15 protein-coding genes are annotated in these 20,181 nt (G+C 63.5%); 5 read left to right on the top strand and 10 right to left on the bottom strand.

Annotated features, from left to right (window positions below):
• Positions 1-5: 5 nt before the first annotated feature.
• The 5 genes from exbD (at position 6) to E4P00_RS23225 (ending at position 5,814) form a co-directional block, all read left to right on the top strand.
• A complete protein-coding gene (gene exbD / locus E4P00_RS23245) occupies positions 6-431 on the top strand; it encodes a TonB system transport protein ExbD (RefSeq protein WP_003195519.1) in 426 nt (141 codons plus the stop codon).
• Entirely contained in the window at positions 428-1,174 is a 747-nt protein-coding gene (locus E4P00_RS23240) for an energy transducer TonB (RefSeq protein WP_005792493.1), read from the top strand. The genes exbD and E4P00_RS23240 overlap by 4 nt, the downstream gene beginning before the upstream one ends.
• Positions 1,175-1,331: 157 nt before the next feature.
• Complete coding sequence (locus E4P00_RS23235) at positions 1,332-2,252, top strand: hydrogen peroxide-inducible genes activator (protein ID WP_032878710.1); 921 nt, start codon at positions 1,332-1,334, stop codon at positions 2,250-2,252.
• Between the two features lie 8 nt (positions 2,253-2,260).
• Positions 2,261-4,336, top strand: a complete 2,076-nt coding sequence (gene recG / locus E4P00_RS23230) for an ATP-dependent DNA helicase RecG (protein WP_032881178.1) — start codon at positions 2,261-2,263, stop codon at positions 4,334-4,336.
• Positions 4,337-4,413: 77 nt separating this feature from the next.
• Positions 4,414-5,814: an aminoacyl-tRNA deacylase and HDOD domain-containing protein gene (locus E4P00_RS23225; RefSeq protein ID WP_005792496.1), complete on the top strand. Its 1,401-nt coding sequence runs from the start codon at positions 4,414-4,416 to the stop codon at positions 5,812-5,814.
• Positions 5,815-5,946: 132 nt separating this feature from the next.
• On the opposite strand, the gene E4P00_RS23220 is transcribed toward E4P00_RS23225, so the two are convergent.
• The 10 genes from E4P00_RS23220 to E4P00_RS23175 form a co-directional block, all read right to left on the bottom strand.
• The gene (locus E4P00_RS23220; protein ID WP_032803751.1) at positions 5,947-6,321 is read right to left on the bottom strand and encodes a hypothetical protein; all 375 of its coding nucleotides are present in this window, start codon (positions 6,319-6,321) and stop codon (positions 5,947-5,949) included.
• A gap of 124 nt (positions 6,322-6,445) precedes the next feature.
• The gene (gene tagQ / locus E4P00_RS23215; protein WP_032878708.1) at positions 6,446-7,372 is read right to left on the bottom strand and encodes a type VI secretion system-associated lipoprotein TagQ; all 927 of its coding nucleotides are present in this window, start codon (positions 7,370-7,372) and stop codon (positions 6,446-6,448) included.
• Positions 7,373-7,456: 84 nt separating this feature from the next.
• Positions 7,457-9,169, bottom strand: a complete 1,713-nt coding sequence (locus E4P00_RS23210; RefSeq protein WP_032878707.1) for an SUMF1/EgtB/PvdO family nonheme iron enzyme — start codon at positions 9,167-9,169, stop codon at positions 7,457-7,459.
• Positions 9,162-10,346: a hypothetical protein gene (locus E4P00_RS23205; RefSeq protein WP_078822638.1), complete on the bottom strand. Its 1,185-nt coding sequence runs from the start codon at positions 10,344-10,346 to the stop codon at positions 9,162-9,164. Before E4P00_RS23205 ends, E4P00_RS23210 begins: the two co-directional genes overlap by 8 nt.
• On the bottom strand, positions 10,346-11,050 hold the full coding sequence (locus E4P00_RS23200; protein WP_078822639.1) for an ABC transporter ATP-binding protein: 705 nt from the start codon (positions 11,048-11,050) through the stop codon (positions 10,346-10,348). The genes E4P00_RS23205 and E4P00_RS23200 overlap by 1 nt, the downstream gene beginning before the upstream one ends.
• Positions 11,050-14,028: a serine/threonine-protein kinase gene (locus E4P00_RS23195; RefSeq protein ID WP_248133145.1), complete on the bottom strand. Its 2,979-nt coding sequence runs from the start codon at positions 14,026-14,028 to the stop codon at positions 11,050-11,052. The genes E4P00_RS23200 and E4P00_RS23195 overlap by 1 nt, the downstream gene beginning before the upstream one ends.
• Positions 14,025-14,744 (bottom strand): protein phosphatase 2C domain-containing protein, encoded by a 720-nt coding sequence (locus E4P00_RS23190; RefSeq protein ID WP_005792503.1) that lies wholly within the window; start codon positions 14,742-14,744, stop codon positions 14,025-14,027. The genes E4P00_RS23195 and E4P00_RS23190 overlap by 4 nt, the downstream gene beginning before the upstream one ends.
• Positions 14,745-15,398: a type VI secretion system-associated protein TagF gene (gene tagF, locus E4P00_RS23185; protein ID WP_103734146.1), complete on the bottom strand. Its 654-nt coding sequence runs from the start codon at positions 15,396-15,398 to the stop codon at positions 14,745-14,747.
• Positions 15,395-18,895: a type VI secretion system membrane subunit TssM gene (gene tssM / locus E4P00_RS23180; protein WP_248133144.1), complete on the bottom strand. Its 3,501-nt coding sequence runs from the start codon at positions 18,893-18,895 to the stop codon at positions 15,395-15,397. Before tssM ends, tagF begins: the two co-directional genes overlap by 4 nt.
• A complete protein-coding gene (locus E4P00_RS23175) occupies positions 18,892-20,181 on the bottom strand; it encodes a DotU family type VI secretion system protein (RefSeq protein ID WP_078822642.1) in 1,290 nt (429 codons plus the stop codon). Before E4P00_RS23175 ends, tssM begins: the two co-directional genes overlap by 4 nt.

The raw sequence follows: 20,181 nt of genomic DNA, 5'->3' as shown, positions 1-20,181 counted from the left end.
CGGCCATGGGCCTGCATTTGAATCAAGGCGACGACGAACTCGTCGAGAACCACGAAATCAACGTTACGCCGTTTATCGACGTGATGCTGGTGCTGCTGATCATCTTCATGGTGGCTGCACCGTTGGCCACCGTGGACATCAAGGTTGACCTGCCCGCCTCCAGCGCCAAGCCGGCGCCGCGGCCGGAGAAGCCGATTTTCCTCAGCGTCAAGGCGGACCAACGCCTGTTCCTGGGCGAAGAAGAAGTCAAGGCTGAAACCCTGGGGCCGGTGCTCGACGCCAAGACCCAGGGCAAGAAAGACACGACAATCTTCTTCCAGGCCGACAAGGGCGTGGACTACGGTGACCTGATGAGCGTGATGGATGCCCTGCGGGCAGCCGGCTACCTCAAGGTAGGCCTGGTCGGACTTGAGACGGCAGCCAAGAAATGATCACGACGCGCCACAAACTGACGCGTTACGGCACCAGCCTCGCCGTCGTGCTGGGCGTGCATGCCGTCGCGATCATCATCGCGCTCCAATGGTCCGCGCCGCAGGTGATCCAGTTACCGCCTGCCGCGATGGTCATCGACCTGGCGCCGCTGCCAGCGCCACCGCCGCCTCCGGCACCGCCCAAGGTCGTGGCACCACCGCCGCCGCCAGTTGAGGAGCTGCCGCTGCCGAAATTGGCCGAGGCGCCCAAACCGACGATCCAGGTGCCCAAGCCGGTCAAGCCCAAACCCAAGCCGCAACCGCCCAAGCCAGTGGAGAAAAAGCCCGATCCGCCCAAGGAGAAACCTTCCGAGGAGCCTCCAAGCGAAACGCCGCCGAGCAACGCGCCTGCGCAAAAATCCGCCCAGCCTGCGCCCGGGCCATCGGCACAGCAGCTTGCTGCCCAGGCATCCTGGCAAAGTACCCTGCTGGCGCACCTGCAGAAGTACAAGAAGTACCCGCCGGGCGCCCAGCAACGTGGCAAGGAAGGCATGAACCGCTTGCGTTTCGTGGTCGATGGCGAAGGCAATGTACTGTCCTACGAACTGGAAGGCCGCTCCGGCAACGCCGACCTGGATCGCGCGACTCTGGAGATGATCCGCAAGGCTCAACCCTTGCCCAAACCGCCAGCCGACTTGTTGAAAAACGGCAGTGTCGAACTGGTCGCACCCTTCGTTTACAACATCGATAAACGTCGCCGCTAGCGGAGCAATGTGGGAGGGGCTTGCCCCCCTCCCGCACTGACTTTCACCGCGACAACAATTTCCGACATTCCCCACTCAATCCCCAGCAAAGTTCTGATAACGTGCGTCTATCGATTGCAGCCGGTATGCTTGGCCCGCAACTTCATGGACGCCCGCTATGACTCTTACAGAATTACGCTACATCGTGACCCTCGCCCAAGAACAGCACTTCGGCCATGCCGCCGAGCGTTGCCACGTCAGCCAGCCGACGCTGTCGGTGGGCGTGAAAAAGCTTGAAGACGAACTCGGTGTGCTGATTTTCGAGCGCAGCAAGAGCGCCGTGCGCCTCACCCCAGTGGGCGAAGGCATCGTTGCCCAGGCCCAGAAGGTCCTGGAGCAGGCGCAAAGCATTCGCGAGCTGGCCCAGGCCGGCAAGAACCAGCTGACCGCACCGCTCAAAGTCGGCGCGATCTACACTGTCGGCCCTTACCTGTTCCCGCACCTGATCCCGCAACTGCACCGCGTCGCGCCGCAGATGCCGCTGTATATCGAAGAAAACTTCACTCACGTGCTGCGCGACAAACTGCGCAACGGCGAGTTGGACGCGATCATCATCGCCCTGCCGTTCAACGAGGCGGACGTGCTGACCCTGCCGCTCTACGACGAGCCGTTCTACGTGCTGATGCCGGCCTCGCACCCGTGGACCAAAAAGGACACCATCGATGCCGGCCTGCTCAACGACAAGAGCCTGCTGCTGCTCGGCGAAGGCCACTGCTTCCGCGACCAGGTACTGGAAGCCTGCCCGACCCTGACCAAGGGCAACGACGGCGCCAAGCACACCACGGTGGAATCCAGCTCCCTGGAAACCATTCGCCATATGGTCGCTTCCGGCCTGGGTATTTCGATCCTGCCGCTGTCAGCGGTGGACAGCCATCACTACGCTCAAGGCGTGATCGAAGTTCGCCCACTCACGCCTCCGGTGCCGTTCCGTACCGTGGCGATCGCCTGGCGCGCCAGCTTCCCACGCCCCAAGGCAATTGAGATCCTCGCCGACTCGATCCGCCTGTGTTCGGTGGCCAAGCCGCCCGCTGCGAGCTAAGCAACCGTATGACTGAGCTGTCGCAGGTGTCGGTGACGGCACTCAAGGGTGTCGGTGACGCCATGGCCGAGAAGTTGGCCAAGGTCGGCCTGGAAAACCTCCAGGACGTGCTGTTCCACTTGCCCCTGCGTTATCAGGACCGCACCCGCGTCGTGCCCATCGGCCATTTGCGCCCAGGCCAGGATGCGGTGGTCGAAGGCACTGTCAGCGGCGCTGACGTGGTGATGGGCAAGCGCCGCAGCCTGGTGGTGCGCCTGCAGGATGGTACTGGCGGCTTGAGCCTGCGCTTCTACCATTTCAGCAACGCGCAGAAAGAAGGCCTCAAGCGTGGCACCCGTGTGCGCTGCTACGGTGAGGCACGTCCCGGTGCATCGGGCCTGGAGATCTACCACCCGGAATACCGCGCCATCACCGGCGACGAACCGCCACCGGTGGACACCACCCTCACGCCGATCTACCCGCTGACCGAGGGCCTGACCCAGCAACGCCTGCGCCAACTGTGCATGCAAACCCTGACCATGCTCGGCCCGCAAAGCCTGCCCGACTGGCTGCCCCTGGAGCTGGCCCGCGACTATCAACTGGCGCCCCTGGCCGATGCGATCCGCTACCTGCATCACCCGCCCGCTGATGCCGATGTGGACGAACTCGCCCTCGGCCATCACTGGGCCCAGCATCGCCTGGCCTTCGAAGAGCTGTTGACCCACCAACTGTCCCAGCAGCGCCTGCGTGAAAGCATGCGTTCCCTGCGTGCGCCGGCGATGCCCAAGGCTACGCGGCTGCCCGCGCAATACCTGGCCAACCTCGGCTTTGCGCCGACAGGAGCACAGCAGCGCGTGGGCAATGAGATCGCCTACGACCTCAGCCAGCAAGAACCCATGCTGCGCCTGATCCAGGGCGACGTGGGCGCAGGCAAAACCGTGGTCGCCGCCCTCGCCGCCTTGCAAGCACTGGAGGCGGGTTACCAAGTCGCGCTGATGGCGCCGACAGAAATTCTCGCCGAACAACACTTCATCACCTTCAAGCGCTGGCTCGAGCCGCTGGGCCTGGAAGTGGCGTGGCTGGCCGGCAAGCTCAAAGGCAAGAACCGTGCGAGCGCCCTGGAGCAAATCGCTGCCGGCGCGCCGATGGTGGTGGGCACCCATGCGCTGTTCCAGGACGAAGTGCAGTTCAAGAACCTCGCGCTGGTGATCATCGACGAGCAGCATCGCTTCGGCGTGCAACAGCGCCTGGCCCTGCGCCAGAAAGGCGTGGGCGGGCGCATGAACCCGCACCAGTTGATCATGACCGCCACCCCGATCCCGCGCACCCTGGCCATGAGCGCCTACGCCGATCTCGACACCTCGATCCTCGATGAATTGCCGCCCGGGCGTACGCCGGTCAACACCGTGCTGGTCACCGACACCCGGCGCGTGGAGGTGATCGAGCGCGTGCGCGGCGCCTGCGCCGAAGGCCGGCAGGCGTACTGGGTCTGTACCTTGATTGAAGAGTCCGAAGAGCTGACCTGCCAAGCCGCCGAAACCACTTACGAAGACCTCACCAGCGCCCTGGGCGAACTCAAGGTCGGGCTGATCCATGGCCGCATGAAACCGGCAGAGAAAGCCGCAGTGATGGCCGAGTTCAAGGCCGGCAACCTGCAATTGCTGGTGGCTACCACGGTGATCGAAGTGGGCGTGGACGTGCCCAACGCCAGCCTGATGATCATCGAAAACCCCGAACGCCTGGGCCTGGCGCAACTGCACCAATTGCGCGGCCGGGTCGGCCGGGGCAGCGCTGCCAGCCATTGCGTGCTGTTGTATCACCCGCCGCTGTCGCAGATCGGCCGCCAGCGCCTGGGCATCATGCGCGAAACCAACGACGGGTTTGTCATCGCCGAAAAAGACCTCGAACTGCGCGGCCCGGGTGAAATGCTCGGCACACGCCAGACCGGTCTGCTGCAATTCAAGGTCGCTGACCTGATGCGTGACGCCGACTTGTTGCCTGCTGTGCGCGACGCCGCGCAAGCCTTGTTGGAACGCTGGCCCGAACATGTCAGCCCGCTGCTGGATCGCTGGCTGCGGCACGGGCAGCAATACGGCCAAGTGTGACGCCCGACGCACTTATCCGACCATCACCCGTATCAAGCTGGTTATACTCCAATGACTGTAAGAAATTGGATCAGGCCATGTCAGAAGTTGCCCTCGCCACAGCCCCACTGACCGCCCCGCCGGTCATTCGGGCGCTGCTCGCAAAGCTCGCCGTCCCCTACACGGAAGTCGCCGAACACGCGGGCCTGAACCCTGCGCGAAAGGTCCAGGCGGTGTTGCTTGAGGATGCGGTCGGTGCACTCATGGTGCTGTTCCCTCAAAGCCAGTTGCTTGACCTCAACCGCCTCACCGAACTCACTGGTCGCCGTCTCACGGCCGTAGCCCCGGAGCGGGTCGAGCGTATGCTTGGCAAGCATGACCTGAGCCTGCTGCCCGGGCTGCCGCCGCTCACCAGTTCACCTTGCCTGTATGAAGGCAGCCTGCTCAACGAGCCGAGCCTGCTGGTGCATTCGGGCGAAGCCGGGTTGTTGCTGGAAATCCCCAGTGACGCCTTCAAGAGCCTGCTCACCAAGGCCAGTGCCGCCCAGTTCGGCGAGCCATTGAGCAACATTCGCCCGAACCTGGACCGCCCCAATGATGACCGCGAGGAAATCACCCAGGCGATGCAGGCGTTCACCGCCCGCCGCATTCAGCAACGCCTGGAAGCGACCATCGAGATTCCACCGCTGGCCGACACGGCGCAAAAGATCATCAAGCTGCGCGTAGATCCCAACGCCACCATCGATGACATCACCGGCGTGGTGGAAACCGACCCGGCGCTGGCCGCCCAGGTGGTGAGTTGGGCCGCGTCGCCCTACTACGCCTCGCCGGGCAAGATCCGTTCAGTCGAAGACGCCATCGTGCGCGTACTGGGCTTCGATCTGGTGATCAACCTGGCGCTCGGCCTGGCACTGGGCAAAACCCTGAGCCTGCCCAAAGACCGTCCGCATCAGTCCACCCCGTACTGGCATCAGTCGATCTACACCGCTGCCGTGATCGAGGGGCTGACCCGCGCCATGCCCCGTGCCCAGCGCCCGGAAGCCGGCCTGACCTACCTGGCCGGGCTGTTGCACAACTTCGGCTACCTGCTGCTGGCCCATGTGTTCCCACCGCATTTCTCGCTGATCTGCCGACACCTGGAGGTCAACCCGCACCTGTGCCACAGCTATGTCGAGCAACATTTGCTGGGGATCAGCCGCGAACAGATTGGTGCGTGGCTGATGCGCTACTGGGACATGCCGGACGAACTGTCCACAGCCCTGCGCTTTCAGCACGATCCGACCTATGACGGGCAATATGCCGAGTATCCGAACTTGGTGTGTCTGGCGGTGCGATTGTTGCGTAGCCGGGGGATTGGATCGGGGCCAGATGAGGCGATTCCGGATGCGTTGCTGGAGCGTTTGGGCTTGAGCCGGGAAAAAGCTGAGGAAGTGGTCGCCAAGGTGTTGGATGCCGAGGTGCTGTTGCGCGAGTTGGCATCGCAGTTCAGCCAGGGCTAAATCTTTCACCTGATAAACCGCTATCGCAGGCAAGCCAGCTCCCACAGTTGACCGAGTTCCAGCGTTGGAACGCAGCCAGACTGTGGGAGCGGGCTTGCCTGCGATGAATCCAACTCGGTATACCTGAAAACCCTACTTCTTTTTCTTCGGCTTCAAATACTTGGTCAGCCCTTGAAACCAGATCACCAGCGCCGGGTTGCCCTTGATCTGAATCGACTTGTCCTGAATCCCCGTCATGAACGCCAGTTGCTTGTTCTTCGCCTGCATCGTGGCAAAACCGTAGGCGGCATCCTTGAAAGCAATCGCAAAGGCAGGCTCAGGGTGAACACCTGAACGGCTGGTGATGCGCTGGTCTTTGACAATGAAGTGACGGGCAACCTTGCCGTCGAGGGTCTGCAGCTGGAAGGCCAGGTCTTTGTCACCCAGTTGCTGCTGGAAGGCGGGATTGGTGCGGCTGGCTTTGCCCATCATCAGGCCAAGCACCCACAGAAGAAGACGAAATTTCATGCACACGGCCTCGGTGTATTTATTGGAGTGGCCGCAGCAGTGTAACGATTTGCAAATAGAACGCCACCGATCTTGCGCTTTAGGCGCAGATCGGCTGGCGTTTAACGCTTATAGCAACAAGTGCTTAGACGTTAGGGCAAGGTACCGGCGCCCAGTCAACCAGGTTCGGGTTGGTGCAGTTGAGCTTGAGCTGGGAATCACCCGCGTTGGCTACCTGCTTGCTTTCAGCTTGCTTGGCCTGGGCCGTTTGCAAGGTCTTCTCGGTGGTGACCGCTTCTTTCGGCACGGTTGGCAGCACCGGCTTTTTCGGTGGCTTGGTGCCCGCGCCTTTCTTCTTGGTCGGCGTCACGACAGGCGCCGCATCGGCCTGGGCCACGGTGACCACGTCGGCACGCTGCACGCCGACTTGCTGCAGATCTTTTTCGTAAGCCTGAGTGTAGTTGTTCAGGTCTTCGCTGGCTTTGCCGTTGACTGCGACGATCAGGTCATTGGATTCCTTCAAGCCCGAGACGATTTCCGCCAGGCGCTTGCGGCCTTCGGTATCGTTGACGGTCTTGGCCTTGCGGTCGGCCACAAGCTTGGTGAACGCACTCTGGTAGCACTGCTGCGACGCCTTGGCGTAGGCGGTGCTGCGGTCGATGTCGGAGACGCTTTTATTCACGTCAGCGGCATAGGAGGCGATGCGCTGGTTGTCATCGGCGATCTGCTTCTGACGTTCGGTGTAGTAACCCGCCGCGCCGCCGGCCAGGGCGCCACCGGCAGCACCGATGGCGGCATTACGGCCACGTTTTTCCTTGTCGCCGGTCAGCGCGCCCAGCAACGCACCGCCGGCCGCGCCGATGGCGGCACCGGTCACCACCGACTTGGTCATGTTCGAGTCGGTGGCACGCAGATGCTGCACCGGCTCGTAGCAGTTGGGGTAGTACTCGACCTTGGTGCTCGACGCGACCTTGGACGCAGGCGACGTAGCGCAACCGGTCAACACGGTGCTGAAACCGGCCGCGATCAGCAGCAGGTGACGCTTGGAAACCGACTTACGGGAAAAAAGCATAGATGTGATCTCTGTTAAGTTTGACTTGCCCAGCACGGCCCACCGCCGCCTGAGTCCCTTCCAAGCTCGCTAGACAGCCAACGATCAAGACCGCTGACCGCTCGCTGCGAGCAATTCCTTCAAGATCGTTGCCGGGTCGGCCCGCTGTTGCTTGCGGTAGTTGCCGACATGGCGAACGAACAGTGTCGCGCGCGTCACCAGGCTCTTGCCGAGCACTGGCTTGCGATCCAACTCTTCCTTGACCCGTTGAAACTGCGCCTGGATCACCGCATCGGTGTAGCGCGTGCCGGTGGCCAGGTTGTCGATATAAATCGCCACCGCGCCGTCGAGGGCGCTGCGTCCATTGGCAATGGCGGTGGCGAACAGCTGCGCGCTGGCTTCGTCCTTGCTGTCGACGGCCTGCTGGCGACTCTTCTGCAGGTTGGCCAGGCGAATGTTGTAGTTGCTGATGGTCTCGGCCACCAACGCCGCCGACTGGATCAGGTTGCCCGCGGCCTCTTCGCGCTGCTGGGCGATCAGCGAAACGTTGCGCTTGAGCTCTTCGTTGACCAGACCCAGCTCGGCCTGCAGCTTGGGGTCGACGCTGGCGGCGATGATGCTGTCCAGGCGCTTGGTCGGGTCCTGGGCGTCGTCGATGGCGTCGGTCAGCGCAGCGAGGCGGCCTTCCTTCTGCCATTGGGCAAACAACTCCTTGTAGCGCGAACGCGGCGCCGACAACGCGCCGATCGCCACGCGAAAGCCGGTGGTCTCGTTGCTTTGCTCGGTGCCATCGGCTGCAAACAATGGGTATTCGCGGCGCATACCGGTAAACAAGGTGCCCTCGCCTTCCAGATAATTGCCGCCCTTGACCACAAAGCCGCCATAGGTGCCCTGGCGTCGGCCGGCGTGTACCAGCTGGAACGATTCCTGGACCATTTCCGCAGCGTTGCCGATCACGTCGAACAGGCCGATGGGGTTGGGCAATTTGGTGCCGATGGGCATCAGCCGTGCCGCCTGACCGGTGCCGCCGGCGACCTGGTTGAACACCGCGTAATCAGCCAGCGGGCCATCGCTTTCGCTGCCCTCGGCGCGCCGTGGATACAAGCGGCTTTCCAGGTCCTGACGGCTCACCGCCTGGCCGCCGCGTGCGGCGTATTCCCACTCAACCTCGGTAGGCAGGCGCACAAAGCCCAGGCCGCCGTCTTCGGCTGACGAACCGCGCCCGCTCACCGGCAACAACTCGCGGTGGTACTTCATCAGCCAGGCGCTGTACACCGCCGAAAAACGCTCGGCTTCAAAACGCGACAGCTTCACCTTGGGCAACCGCCCGGCCATGCCGGTGGGCGCGTCACACGCCGGTGCCGGTTCACCGCTGGCCAGGGACTGCGCCTGGCCCATCACCTGGGCATATTGGCGTGCAGTCACTTCGTACTTGCCGATGAAGTACAGCATGGGCTTGAGTGGGGTCTTGGCGTCGGTCTTGGGCATCAGCGGCGCGATGACCTTGTTCCAGGCCTTGGGCAAGTCCTTGAGGGTGAACTGGCCGTTGATGAAGTCGCGGCGATAACCGGAAATAAACGACTGCTGGTAACCGGCCTCGCCTTCGGCAAAGGGGTAGCCGAGGCTGACTTCGCGGTCATCCAGGGTGCCCTGGGCCAGCACGTAGGCATAGCGGAACACCATGTTGCCTTCGCACGGCAGCGGCAAGCTCACGTCATCCGGCAACGGTTTCGGGTTGTCGAGCTTGTCGCTTGCCTCATCCGCCCAGGCCAGCGAGGCCAGGCTCAGCGCCACGCAGGCGCCCAGTAACTTATACATCTCTGATTCCTTCAGAAGCCTGGATACGCGCCACCCGCCACCCCCCACAGGCCGCCGCCACGGCGCTGACGCCGAGCACGGCAGCCAGGGCCAGGCCGTAGTGACGCGCCAACAGATGGCTGGCGTACTCGCCCGGCACCTGCACGAAGAGTTGATTCAAACCCGCTTCGGCCAGGCCATAGAGCCCAACACTGAGCAAGCCCGCAAAACCGGCGCTGTACAGCGCCTGCAACAGCACGAACAGCAACAGCGCGCCGGTGGAAAACCCCAGCAGGCGCAACACTGACAATTCCCGCCGCTTGCGCGCGACCGCCGCCAACGCGCCGGCAAATATCGCCGCAAAGGCTCCGGCCAGGGCCAACCCGGCGATGATCCAGAATACAATCGACAGGTTGCGGCTCAACGACTGCACTTGGGCGATGGTGTGCGCCTGGGTCGACACCAGCAGGTTCTGCCCGGCGAAATACACCCGCAGCGGTTCCACATCACTGAGGCTGCGCGCATACAGGCGAAACGCCGGATAGATACGCTGTTCGCTCACGCCCGCCACCTCGCCGTCCCAATGCAACGCCGGCACCGCACGGCCATCGCGATAATCTTCCGCCGCTTCCAGCAACGCTAAATCAGTCAACAGTCCATCACGGGCAAAGGCTTCCAACGGTAACACCGCCAGCACTTGCAACCGCGTGCGCTGGGCCTCGACGCGCCCCGCCACTTGCCGCGCAAAGCTGGTTTCCAGCCAGTCACCGGGCCTTGCCGCAAGCTTTTCGGCAGCGGTATGGCTGAGCACAATCTGATCCAAACCGTGAGGCATCGGTAAGCCTGCCAACAACGGATCACCCGCTGCGGTTGGCAACATTTCCAGGGTCAGCGCGCCCACTTGGGCCGTTGCCGCAATCTGCCGTGTACGCGGCAAAGCAAACGCCACATCGCTGCGCTGCCCCAACTGCTGGATAAACGCTGCGCTGAATCGGCCACCGCCCAACGGGATAATTTCACGGGTAGCCGGATCGGTCTCCAAGCGTTCGGTCAAACTGCTAACCAGTCCAAATTTCAGGCCGAATAACACCAGCAATGGCGCGATAACCGCTACCAGCGCCAGCACCGAACAGGCCGACAGCCAACCGTCGTTGCGATAGTCCTGCCAGGCGAGTGAGGCAAGCAGACCGATGCGCATCAGCACGCCTCCCCGAGGGTTGCGGTGACGCCGCCGTCAGCATCGCGACGGCAACCGATACGCCGCACCTGCAAGCCACTGGCGCGGGCCAGGGGTTCGTCATGGGTGGCGATCACACAGGCCGCCCGCTGTTCACGGGCCCGGGCCAGCAGCGCCTGCATCACCCGCTCGGCGTTGAGCGGGTCGAGGGAAGCGGTCGGCTCATCCGCCAGCACCAGTTGCGGCGCATGGGCCAGGGCGCGGGCACAACTCACGCGCTGGCGCTGGCCCACCGACAACGCCGCCGGGCGCTTGGCCAACTGATCGCTGACCTGCAACTGCTCGGCCAGACGCGCCACGCTGCCGTCGTCCTTCAAGCCCAGCAATTGCCGGGACAAAGCGATATTGCCGCGCACATCCAGAAACCCCAGCAGCCCACCGGTTTGCGGTACATAGCCCAAGTGCTGGCTGCGCAACGCGGCCAGGGCGGATTGCCGGTCGGCACGCCACAGCGCGCCGATGTCCTGCTGGTTGAACGCAAACTGCCCGACCTGATCCGGCGCCAATACCAGCGCCAGTAGATCCAGCAACGTGCTTTTGCCGCAACCACTGGGGCCGACAATCGCCAGTTGTTCGCCCGCTTGCAGGTGCAACACCGGAATCACCAGGCTGTAGCGCTGGCTACCAACGCCCCGGCTCTTGTGCACTGCGCTCAGGTTCAACATTACGGCAGCGTCGACAGCGGCACGCGGTACAACGCATCACCCGGTTCGGCATCGCCGAAACGGACCCAGTTGGCCACGTCGTTATGGAAGGTTTCATACAGGCGGATTTTCGAATCCAGCTCGTCGATAAAGTCTTCCTGCTCAGCCACGCTCAACGACAGCCACAAATCCTGGGTCATGTTCAGCGACTTGCTGCGGTACGGCAGGCCCTCCAGGTATTCACCGAGCAGACCGCCGTCGGCCAGGTTGCCGCCCTTGCGCAGGGCCTGCGGGTCTCGGCTCATGTAAGCCGAGGCGCTGGCAATTTCCTGGAAGAAATCCTTGGGCGAGCTTTGGGTTTTGCGCGCCGCATCCACGATCAACTTCAGCGACTGTTGCAGGTCATTGAGTTGCAGCTTGGTCAGCATCACGCACACCTGGAACGCTGGCAGTGCCGGGTTGGTCAGGTCGCGGTCGGCGGTCCAGGCGCTGACCAGTTGCGGCGCCTGGCTGGCGGTTTTGCGCCCGAGGAAGTCCATGTGCATGGCATAGCCGACCGCGGTGGATTTGTCCGCCAGGCTTGGCGCCGAACCGAGCAGCGGCACCGGTTGCGGCGTGTTGTTGCGCACCTGATGCACCAGGTCGGCGAACACTGTACCGATCTCATCGACGCGCTCACCCAGCTTGCGCACATCGCCTCCCGGCACTGGCGTGTACAGGTCACCGATCTGCGGGTTGGCGTCGGCGGTAAGGATGCGGTACTGGCTCTCGGCACCGGCGTGGGTTTTCTTGCCGACATCGGTGCGCAGATGCAGCGCGTAGATCTTGATCTGCTTGCCGAGTGCGGCCTGTCGCACTTCGGCTTCGTTCATCTGGGTAGCGGCGAACGGGTCGTTCTTGCGCAGCGCACCCGCGTCGGTGACCAGCAGGATGATGCGCCCGCCATAGCCCGACCAGTCCATGCCATCCACCGCCTGCATCACCCCGGCAAACGCATCTTCGTTGAAGGAATGGCTGGAGACGGTTGAGGCTTTGACCTGGCGCGCCATATCGAGGAAGCGCTGCGGATCGCGCCCCTGGTCGAGGCTGATCAGGGTCTTGGCGACGTACTCAAGGCCAGGGGTTTTCTTGATGCTGCTGCGAAAGCCGACCAGGCCGAAGCTGACGCTGTCCAGTTCGCCGCGCTCGGCGATACGGGTTTGCAACTCGTGTACGACGTCGCGGATCTGGTCGATGTAGGGCTGCATCGATACCGTGGTATCCACCACCAGAACCACGGCGGTGCGGAATGCATCGGCATTGGCGCTGAGTGTCGGGGTCGCCGGTGTGGCAGCCGCGCTGCGGCCTGGGTCGATAGAGGCCACGTTGAGCAACTGCACCGGCTGGCCGTTTTCATCGAAGCTCTCTTTTGAGTCGAAAATCGGCAACAGGTAGAACTGGTTTTGCGGCACCGCGCTGGCGGCCGGCTCAAGGGCCAGGACTTGCTGGTTGTCCTCAGGGTTACTCTGCGCCTTGGTCAGCACGCTTTTCGCGGCGGCAGGATCGGCCAACAGTTTCTCCACCTCGCCGGATTGGCGCAGGAACATCACGGGCGCACGCCCCGAGCGCTCGGTGAACTTGAGCACCAGGCTTTGTTTCCAGTCGCTGACCTGGGCGGCCGGCAACCAACCGTCGCTGCGCCCATCGGTGGCGGCGCCCACGCGTACCCACGGGCTGCCATCCACTTCCTTGCGCTGGTACACGTAGAGCACGGAAAACGCCGGCAACGCTTTACCCGGCGCGCTGCCCGCGTCTGCTGAAAGCTGGGCGCCGGGCTTGCTGAGTACGCGCTGGAACAGGGTCTTCTTGCCCGCCATCAGCAACGGACGTTGACCGCCATCCACTGCAGCGACAGCCACCGGTGGCGTCACCGTGGGCACCACGGCGGCTGGCGGCTGAGCCGGTTCATCGCTGCCACTCAACCACCAGTAGCTGGCGCCACCAATGGTCAACGCGACGGCGACCGCCACGGCGGCCAAGGCCAATACCGGACCACGGCGCTGCTCGGAGGGCGCACTGTGCTGGGTCGGCGTGACCACCGGTTGGCGCACTATTGGCTGCGGCTGCGGTTTATCAGTCGGAATGTCGATGGTGACAGGGGTCATGCCCGCCAGATCAAAGCTCAGAGGAATCGGCAGCGGCCGTACCAGCGTGGCGTCCGATTCATCCGCCGGCAGTTGATCCAGCGCCAACAACAACGCTGCCGCATCCGGATAACGCTGCGCCGGTTCTTTGGCCAACAACTTGCGCAGCACACCCTGGTAACGCCCGTGATGCACAGGCAATTCCGGCAACGGCTCAGTCAGGTGCGCCAGCGCAGTGGAAAGCGCATCGGTGCCGCTGTAGGGCAGCTTGCCGACGAGGATTTCGTACAGCACCACACCGAGTGCGTAGAGATCGGCGCGCCCGTCGATCTCCTGACCCCGCGCCTGCTCGGGGCTCATGTAGCTGGGTGTACCCACGGCAAACCCGGCCTGGGTGAATTGGGTGCGGTCGTCCAGCGACTTGGCGATACCAAAGTCGGAAAGTACTGCAGTGCCATCGGCGCGGAACAGAATATTCGCCGGCTTGACGTCGCGATGCACCAAGCCCTGGGCATGGGCATAACCCAGCGCCGAGGCGATCTGGCGGATCAGCGTCACCCCCTGCTCCGGCGTCAGGCCGGCAGCGATGCGCTCCTTGAGCGTGCCGTTGGGCAGGTATTCCATGGCCATGTAATACAGCTCACCGACGTTGCCGATGTCATGGATGGTCACCGTGTGCGGGTGCGACAGGCGCGCCAGGGTCTTGCCCTCACGCAGGAAGCGCTCGCAGAAACTCGGATCGGCTGCCAGCGCCGCGGCCATCACCTTCAACGCTACCTTGCGCTCCAGCGACCGCTGGGTCGCCAGGTACACGCTGGCCATGGCGCCTTCGCCGATCTCGCCTTCGATGTCATAACCTGGAATGACAATGTTCATGACGAGACCTTCACGACGAGGGTGGTGATGTTGTCCGGTGCGCCGCGATTGAGCCCCAGGTGCACCAGGCTGCGCACGATTTCGTCCGGTGCGTCATGGCTGAGCACGTCGCGGATTTCGCGGTCTTCGACGGTCTTGTTCAGGCCGTCGCTGCACAACAGGTAGCTGTCGCCGGGAGCGATCAACAGTTCGACCGACGCCACGTCCAGTTGCGCTTCCACGCCGACAGCGCGGGTGACGATATTGGAGCGCGGATGGGTGCGGGCGTCAGCTTCGCTGAGCAAGCCGCTGTCTTGCAGGTCCTGCACGTAGCTGTGGTCGCGAGAGATGCTTTCCAGCACGCCGTCACGCAGGCGATACAAGCGACTGTCGCCGGCCCACAGGCACACACCGCGCAAGCCGCGGGCGGCGAATACCACCACCGTACTGCCCATCATGGTCACGCCACGGTTGGCGGTTTCTTCGCGTACAGCGGTGTTGATGCGCAGCAGATCATTGCGCAGCGCCGCGGTGTATTCGTCGAGGGAGCGGCCCAGCGGTACATGGCGCAGGCTGTCGACGATCAAGCTGCTGACATAGTCCCCCGCGGCGTGCCCGCCCATGCCATCGGCCACCACCCACAGGCGGTTTTCCGGCAGGTCCAGAAAGGCATCTTCGTTGACTTGGCGAACCATGCCCACATGGCTTTTGCTCGCGGATTTGTACGTCGCGCCCATCTACACCACACCTTCTTGTCCGAGCAAAAACTGCGCAAAATCATTGGCGGCAGGCAAGCCCTGGCACCGTAATAAACCAGGTGAAATACGTTGCGAACCACGGCCCCACCACAGGCTCGCGCCCTCGCACGCCTGTTCGGCCAGTGCGGTCATGCGCTGATGGGGCACGATGGCGGCCACGCGCTGCAGGCCGGCGAAACGGCTGTCGACCGCACGCGGCTCACTCGCCGGAAAGCCCAGGGCGTCGAGACCCGCGTTGAAACTTTCGAAGGTAGCGCCACTGTCCAGGGTGCTGAGCAACAGCTCTTCGGCCTGCTCGAACCAGGTGTCCGGCCCGCCCACCAGGGAGGCCGGGTTGGTGTCGTGATCCAGCAAGGTGACCACGGCCAGCGGAAAATACCGCCCGACCCGATCAATGCTCGGCATCACCACGCCCGCCGCGGCATCGGGCCCGCATACGCCTGGCGCCAGTACGAAGCGCCACAACGGGCTGACCAGATACACGTTGAGCCAATCACCGCCCAGGCTGTTCTGGCTGGCGAGCAAACCCGCCGCCAGCCAGCTGTCCCACGGGCCGATAAAACTCTGGGGCAAGGCGCGGCTGACAAAGTCCCCGCGACTGGCCAACTTGCCGTAGAAACCCACAGTCGTCATAGCCGCTCCGGCAGGCTGAAACCGCTGAGCACGCGGCTTCTGAACGGGTTGAAGGCACTGTTGGCGCGCAGCTCGTAGGCGATGCTCGCACCATCAACCCGCAGGCGCAGGTTGAAGCGGTCCGGCGAGTTGCCCGCGGTGAGATCCGATTGCTCCAGCAGACGGAACCAGGCCCACGGACCGTCCAGCGTGATACCGGAGCGACCACTGGCCGACGGCGGCATGATGGAAATACGCACCACGCCGATGCTGCCAGGGTTCGGCCATTGCATCGCTACCGGGCGGCTCGGGCCGTGGTCGTAGCTCAACTGCTGGCCATCCAGATCAAGCAGAAACTGGGTGATGGTCGGGTCCATCGACACCGGCTTGAGCTCGAAACGCACGATAGGCTGGGTGCCCCCGGACCTGAAGAACGCATCGCGAATTGTCGCCGCCCGCTGGAAGGTTTGCAGCACGCCCGGGGCAATCCCCAGCTTCTGCGCCGCGCCCGGTTGCCAGCGCCAGGTCTGTGCCGATGTATCCACATAGGGCTGCAAGTATTTGCGGAAGTAGTTATCCATTACCCCGCCCACGCCGAAGAACTGGCCGAAGTCATCCAGGGTGGCGTCCCGCGCACTGCCCGGCGACATCGGGTAGCGACCGGCCAACGACTGACGATACACGTTGACCACTTCACTGACCCAGGCCGCGTTCAGCTGGTTACGCACCCCGCCCATCATGCTGTTGGTGGTGGAATTGACCACCGACTTGACCATGCCCTGCACCAGCGGCGGCTGGCGCTCGGCATTCAGGCTGACCCGCGTGGCCGCAGCCGCCGCCTGGTTCTTGGCCTCACCGAGCAAGGCATCGCCGCTGGCACCGACCATGGCGCTGACCTGCACATACAGCGCATTCATGTCCGACAGCAGGCCGTCGATGGCCGCCGGTTCGCCTTCGTTTTTGCTGACGATGCTGTTGAGTTCGGCAAAGTGCGCGGTCACCGGATCCTCCGACGCCGCCGGGGCATTCGCCGTCGGTTGCTCCTGGCCAAGCAAGCTGCCAAGGCGCTCTTTGAGCTTGTCGACGCCACCTTCCACCGGTACACCCTTGGCAGCCAACTGGCGCTCTTCGGCTTGCAGATCGGTTTCTCTGGCGACCGCCACCAGCAGCTTTTTCAGCGGCGAGGTCGGGCCGGAAATCACCCGCAGCACGTCGGCGGCCTGGGCCACGCTGGTGATCGGCACAAAGTCGATGTCGGCAAGCAGCGCATCCCACTGACGCTGGTAGTCCTGGAAGTACAAGCGACGCACATCCGCGGCCAGGCTCACCACGTTCTGCTGATCGGCCTGCTCGTGGCCCAGCACCCATTGTTCCTCGGCCAGGGTGCCGGTCTGGTTCAGGCTGCTCAGCAAGAACGCCTGACGATAGCCCTTGGCAGTGAAGAATCCACTCAACGGCTCACCCAACGGCTTGCCGCTTTTGCGGCTGAACACCAGCGCGGCGTCACGCCCAGCGGCTTCGTTGAGACGAAAGTCCGGGATGCCTTCGGGCAGTTTCTGGCGCTTGACCCGGTCATACACGCGCTGGGCCACCGGCAGTTGCTGCAACTGGCGTCGCAGGTCATCGATCAGGCGCGGGTCCAGGCGGGCGCTCGGCGGGTGCCGTTCGAACAGCGCTTGCAAGTGCCCGGCCAGCGCCTGACGCTGATCGGCCGGAAGGTCGCGGGGCAGGTTGCGATCCCAGTCCAGGGCGATCCAGGCCTTGATAAAGTCCGGATCGTAATGCTCGGTGTCGGCGAGCATCAGGTAGGCCTTGAGGCCCTCGTAGAGAAAGTCGGAGTTACCGCCGCCGTGCAGTTGCTCTTCGATGCGCGTCACCAAGCGTGGCGCGAACACGGCGATCAACAGCTTGCGGTAGACACTGGCGGATTCGGCTTCAAGCATATCGCCCTGATACAGCCCCAGCCCTTCGGACCAGCTCGGCGAATCCCCCGCGAGGTTCTTCACCGCGTTCAGCAGTGGTAGCACCGCGAGCACTTCTCGTTGTGCCGGGCTCAGGTTCTGCACGGTCTGGCCCAGGGGCGCAACTTTCTGGTCGACCTGGGCGATATACGCCTGGTTGGCGCGATAACTCACCCACCACAGGCTGCTGACCACCACGACCAGCGCTACGGTGGCCGCCAGCACACCACGTGCAATCCACTTGCGGCGCCGTTCGATTTTCGGGTTCACCCCCACCAAGCCACGCTCGGCGAAAGCCACTGCGGTGAAGAGTTTTTCGATGAAGTAACTGCGCCCGGTGCCGCTCTGGCGCGCCAGGTGCTGGCGGTCCAGGTTCATGCTCTGGGCCATGGCGCCGATCAGGCGGTCAATCGGGCTGCCTTCCTGGGTGCCGCTGGTGAAATACACGCCACGCAGCAACACGCGCTCTTCAAAGGCGTTGGGCTTGAACACACCTTCAAGGAAGCTTTGCAGACAGTCCTTCAACGCGCCGAACTGCTGCGGGAAACCGTAGATCAGGTCGCGGCGTGCCGGGTCGCGCTCCTGTTGCAGACGCTCGACCAGGCGTTCGTTGAGGCGCTGCTCCAGCCCGGCGAATTCGCTTTGCAGGTGCGCCAACGGGCTGTCGCTATTTTTGCCGTCGTCCAGGGCAAAGGTCATGCCCCACACCTGGGCGCGCTCTTCCTTGCTCAGGTTGTCGAAGAACTCCATGAAGCCCGGCACCAGGTCGAGCTTGGTCAGCATCAGGTAGATGGGGAAACGCACGCCCAACTGGGTGTACAGCTCCTGGATACGCAGGCGAATCGCGGCGGCATGGGCGGCGCGCTCGGAGTCTGTACCCAGCAGCAAATCCGACAGGCTGATGGCGATAAACGCACCATCGATGGGTCGGCGCGAACGTTGCTTTTTCAGCAGGTCAAGAAAGCCCAGCCACGCGGCTTTATCCACCGTCGAGTTGCTGTCCTGGGTGGTGTAGCGGCCCGCGGTGTCGAGCAAAACGGCCTGATCGGTAAACCACCAGTCGCAGTTACGCGTACCACCGACGCCGCGCACGGCACCGGCGCCCAACTGCGCTGCCAGCGGAAAGTGCAATCCGGAATTGACCAGTGCGGTGGTCTTGCCCGAACCCGGCGGGCCAATGATTACGTACCACGGCAGCTCGTAAAGGTTGCGGCGTTCGTCACCGCCGAGCTTGGCTTTTTTCAGCAGCGTCAGGGCTTCATCCATGCGCTGGCGCAGGGTCGACAACTCTTCGGCAGTGGCAACACTGTTGGGATCAGCCGGGGTTTCGGCGGCCAAGCTGCGCATCACCTCGGCGGCCTGGCGGCGGGCCTGGATGATGCGGAACACGCGGTAGGCAAGCCACAGCGCAAATACCAGGATGATCAGCGCCCAACGTCGCCCCTCGGGCATCAACACGTCGAGCAACGGCCCGACAAACCAGATGATCAGGCTCAGGGCAATCAGGCCCAGAACGGGGATTACCCAGCGAATCATGAAACTGAAAAACGCCTTCACTCGACGCCCTCCGCCAGTACGGTGATCTCAACCCGACGATTGCGGGCACGGCCTTCGGCAGTCCCGTTGCTCGCCAGCGGCTCGGTGTCGCTACGGCCTTCGGCGCTGAAGCGATCAGCCTGGCCGGTCTTGGCCGCGAGGATCTCCAGTACCGACTTGGCCCGGGCTTCGGACAGCGCCCAATTCGACGGGAAGCGCAGCGTGGCGATCGGGCGGTTGTCGCTATGGCCGGTGACACGCACCTGGCCCTTGACCTTGCGAATGGCATCAGCGATGCGCAGCATCAGCGGCTGGTAAGCATCGACAATGCTGGAGCTGGCGGAGGCGAACAGTTCATCGCCACGAATGGTCACCACCGAACGGTCAACCTTGTCTTCCACGGCCACGCGACCGGCCTTGATGTCTTCGGCCAGGAAGCCGGCCAGGCGCGGCCGCTCGATCACTTTTGGCTGCGCCACCGGACGGTCGATGGCCTGCACCGGGATCTCGCCCAGTGCATGAATGTTTTTAAACACTGGCTCGGCGTCCGAGGCCAGTTTCATGCGCAGGCCAAACAGCAACGCCAGCAGCAGCGCCACGCCGATCGCCACGGCGATCCACGGTGGCATGAACTGCGCCAGGCGATCACGGGCCACGGTCACGCCGCGCCAGTGCGGCGACAGCTCACGCTCGTGTTCACCACGGGCACTGCGAATCGCTGCGGCGGTGCGCTCGCGCAAGGCTTCCAATTGGCTGCGACCGTCGGTCATCACGCGGTAGCGGCCTTCGAAACCCAGGCACATGCACAGGTACAACAGCTCCAACAGGTACAGGCGTTCCCGTGGGCTTTGCAGGCAGTGGTCGAGCAACTGGAAGACCTTTTCACCGCCCCAGGCTTCGTTGTGCACGGTGATCAGCAGGCTTTGCTTGCCCCAATCACTGGTGCTGCCCCACGGCGTGCTCAACACCGCTTCATCCAGGGCGGTGCACAGCGCGTAACGGGCCAGCAGCACTTCGTTGCGCGCCACACCAGCCGCTTCGGCGCGCTCTTCGAACTGACGCAGATAGGCCAACAACTGCGCCCGCAGGCTGGCTGGCGCCGGGTGGGCGATGGTGTTGCGCAGCCGCGTCAGCAACGCCAGTAAAGGGCCGGCGGCGCTTTCCAGCGGGTTGAGGCCCTGGCTTTTGCCGGTGAGGATCGGCGCAGCCGGCATCGACAGCGGCGTCGGTTCTGCGCGTGCAGGCTCCGGCGCTCGGCCACCCGGGCGCGGCATGAACTGGGTGCGGTCATCATCATTGGGGTGCAT

This window comes from Pseudomonas sp. B329, assembly GCF_023127835.1.
In the GTDB taxonomy this organism is placed as follows: domain Bacteria; phylum Pseudomonadota; class Gammaproteobacteria; order Pseudomonadales; family Pseudomonadaceae; genus Aquipseudomonas; species Aquipseudomonas synxantha_A.
This window is presented reverse-complemented; position numbering and strand designations above follow the sequence as displayed.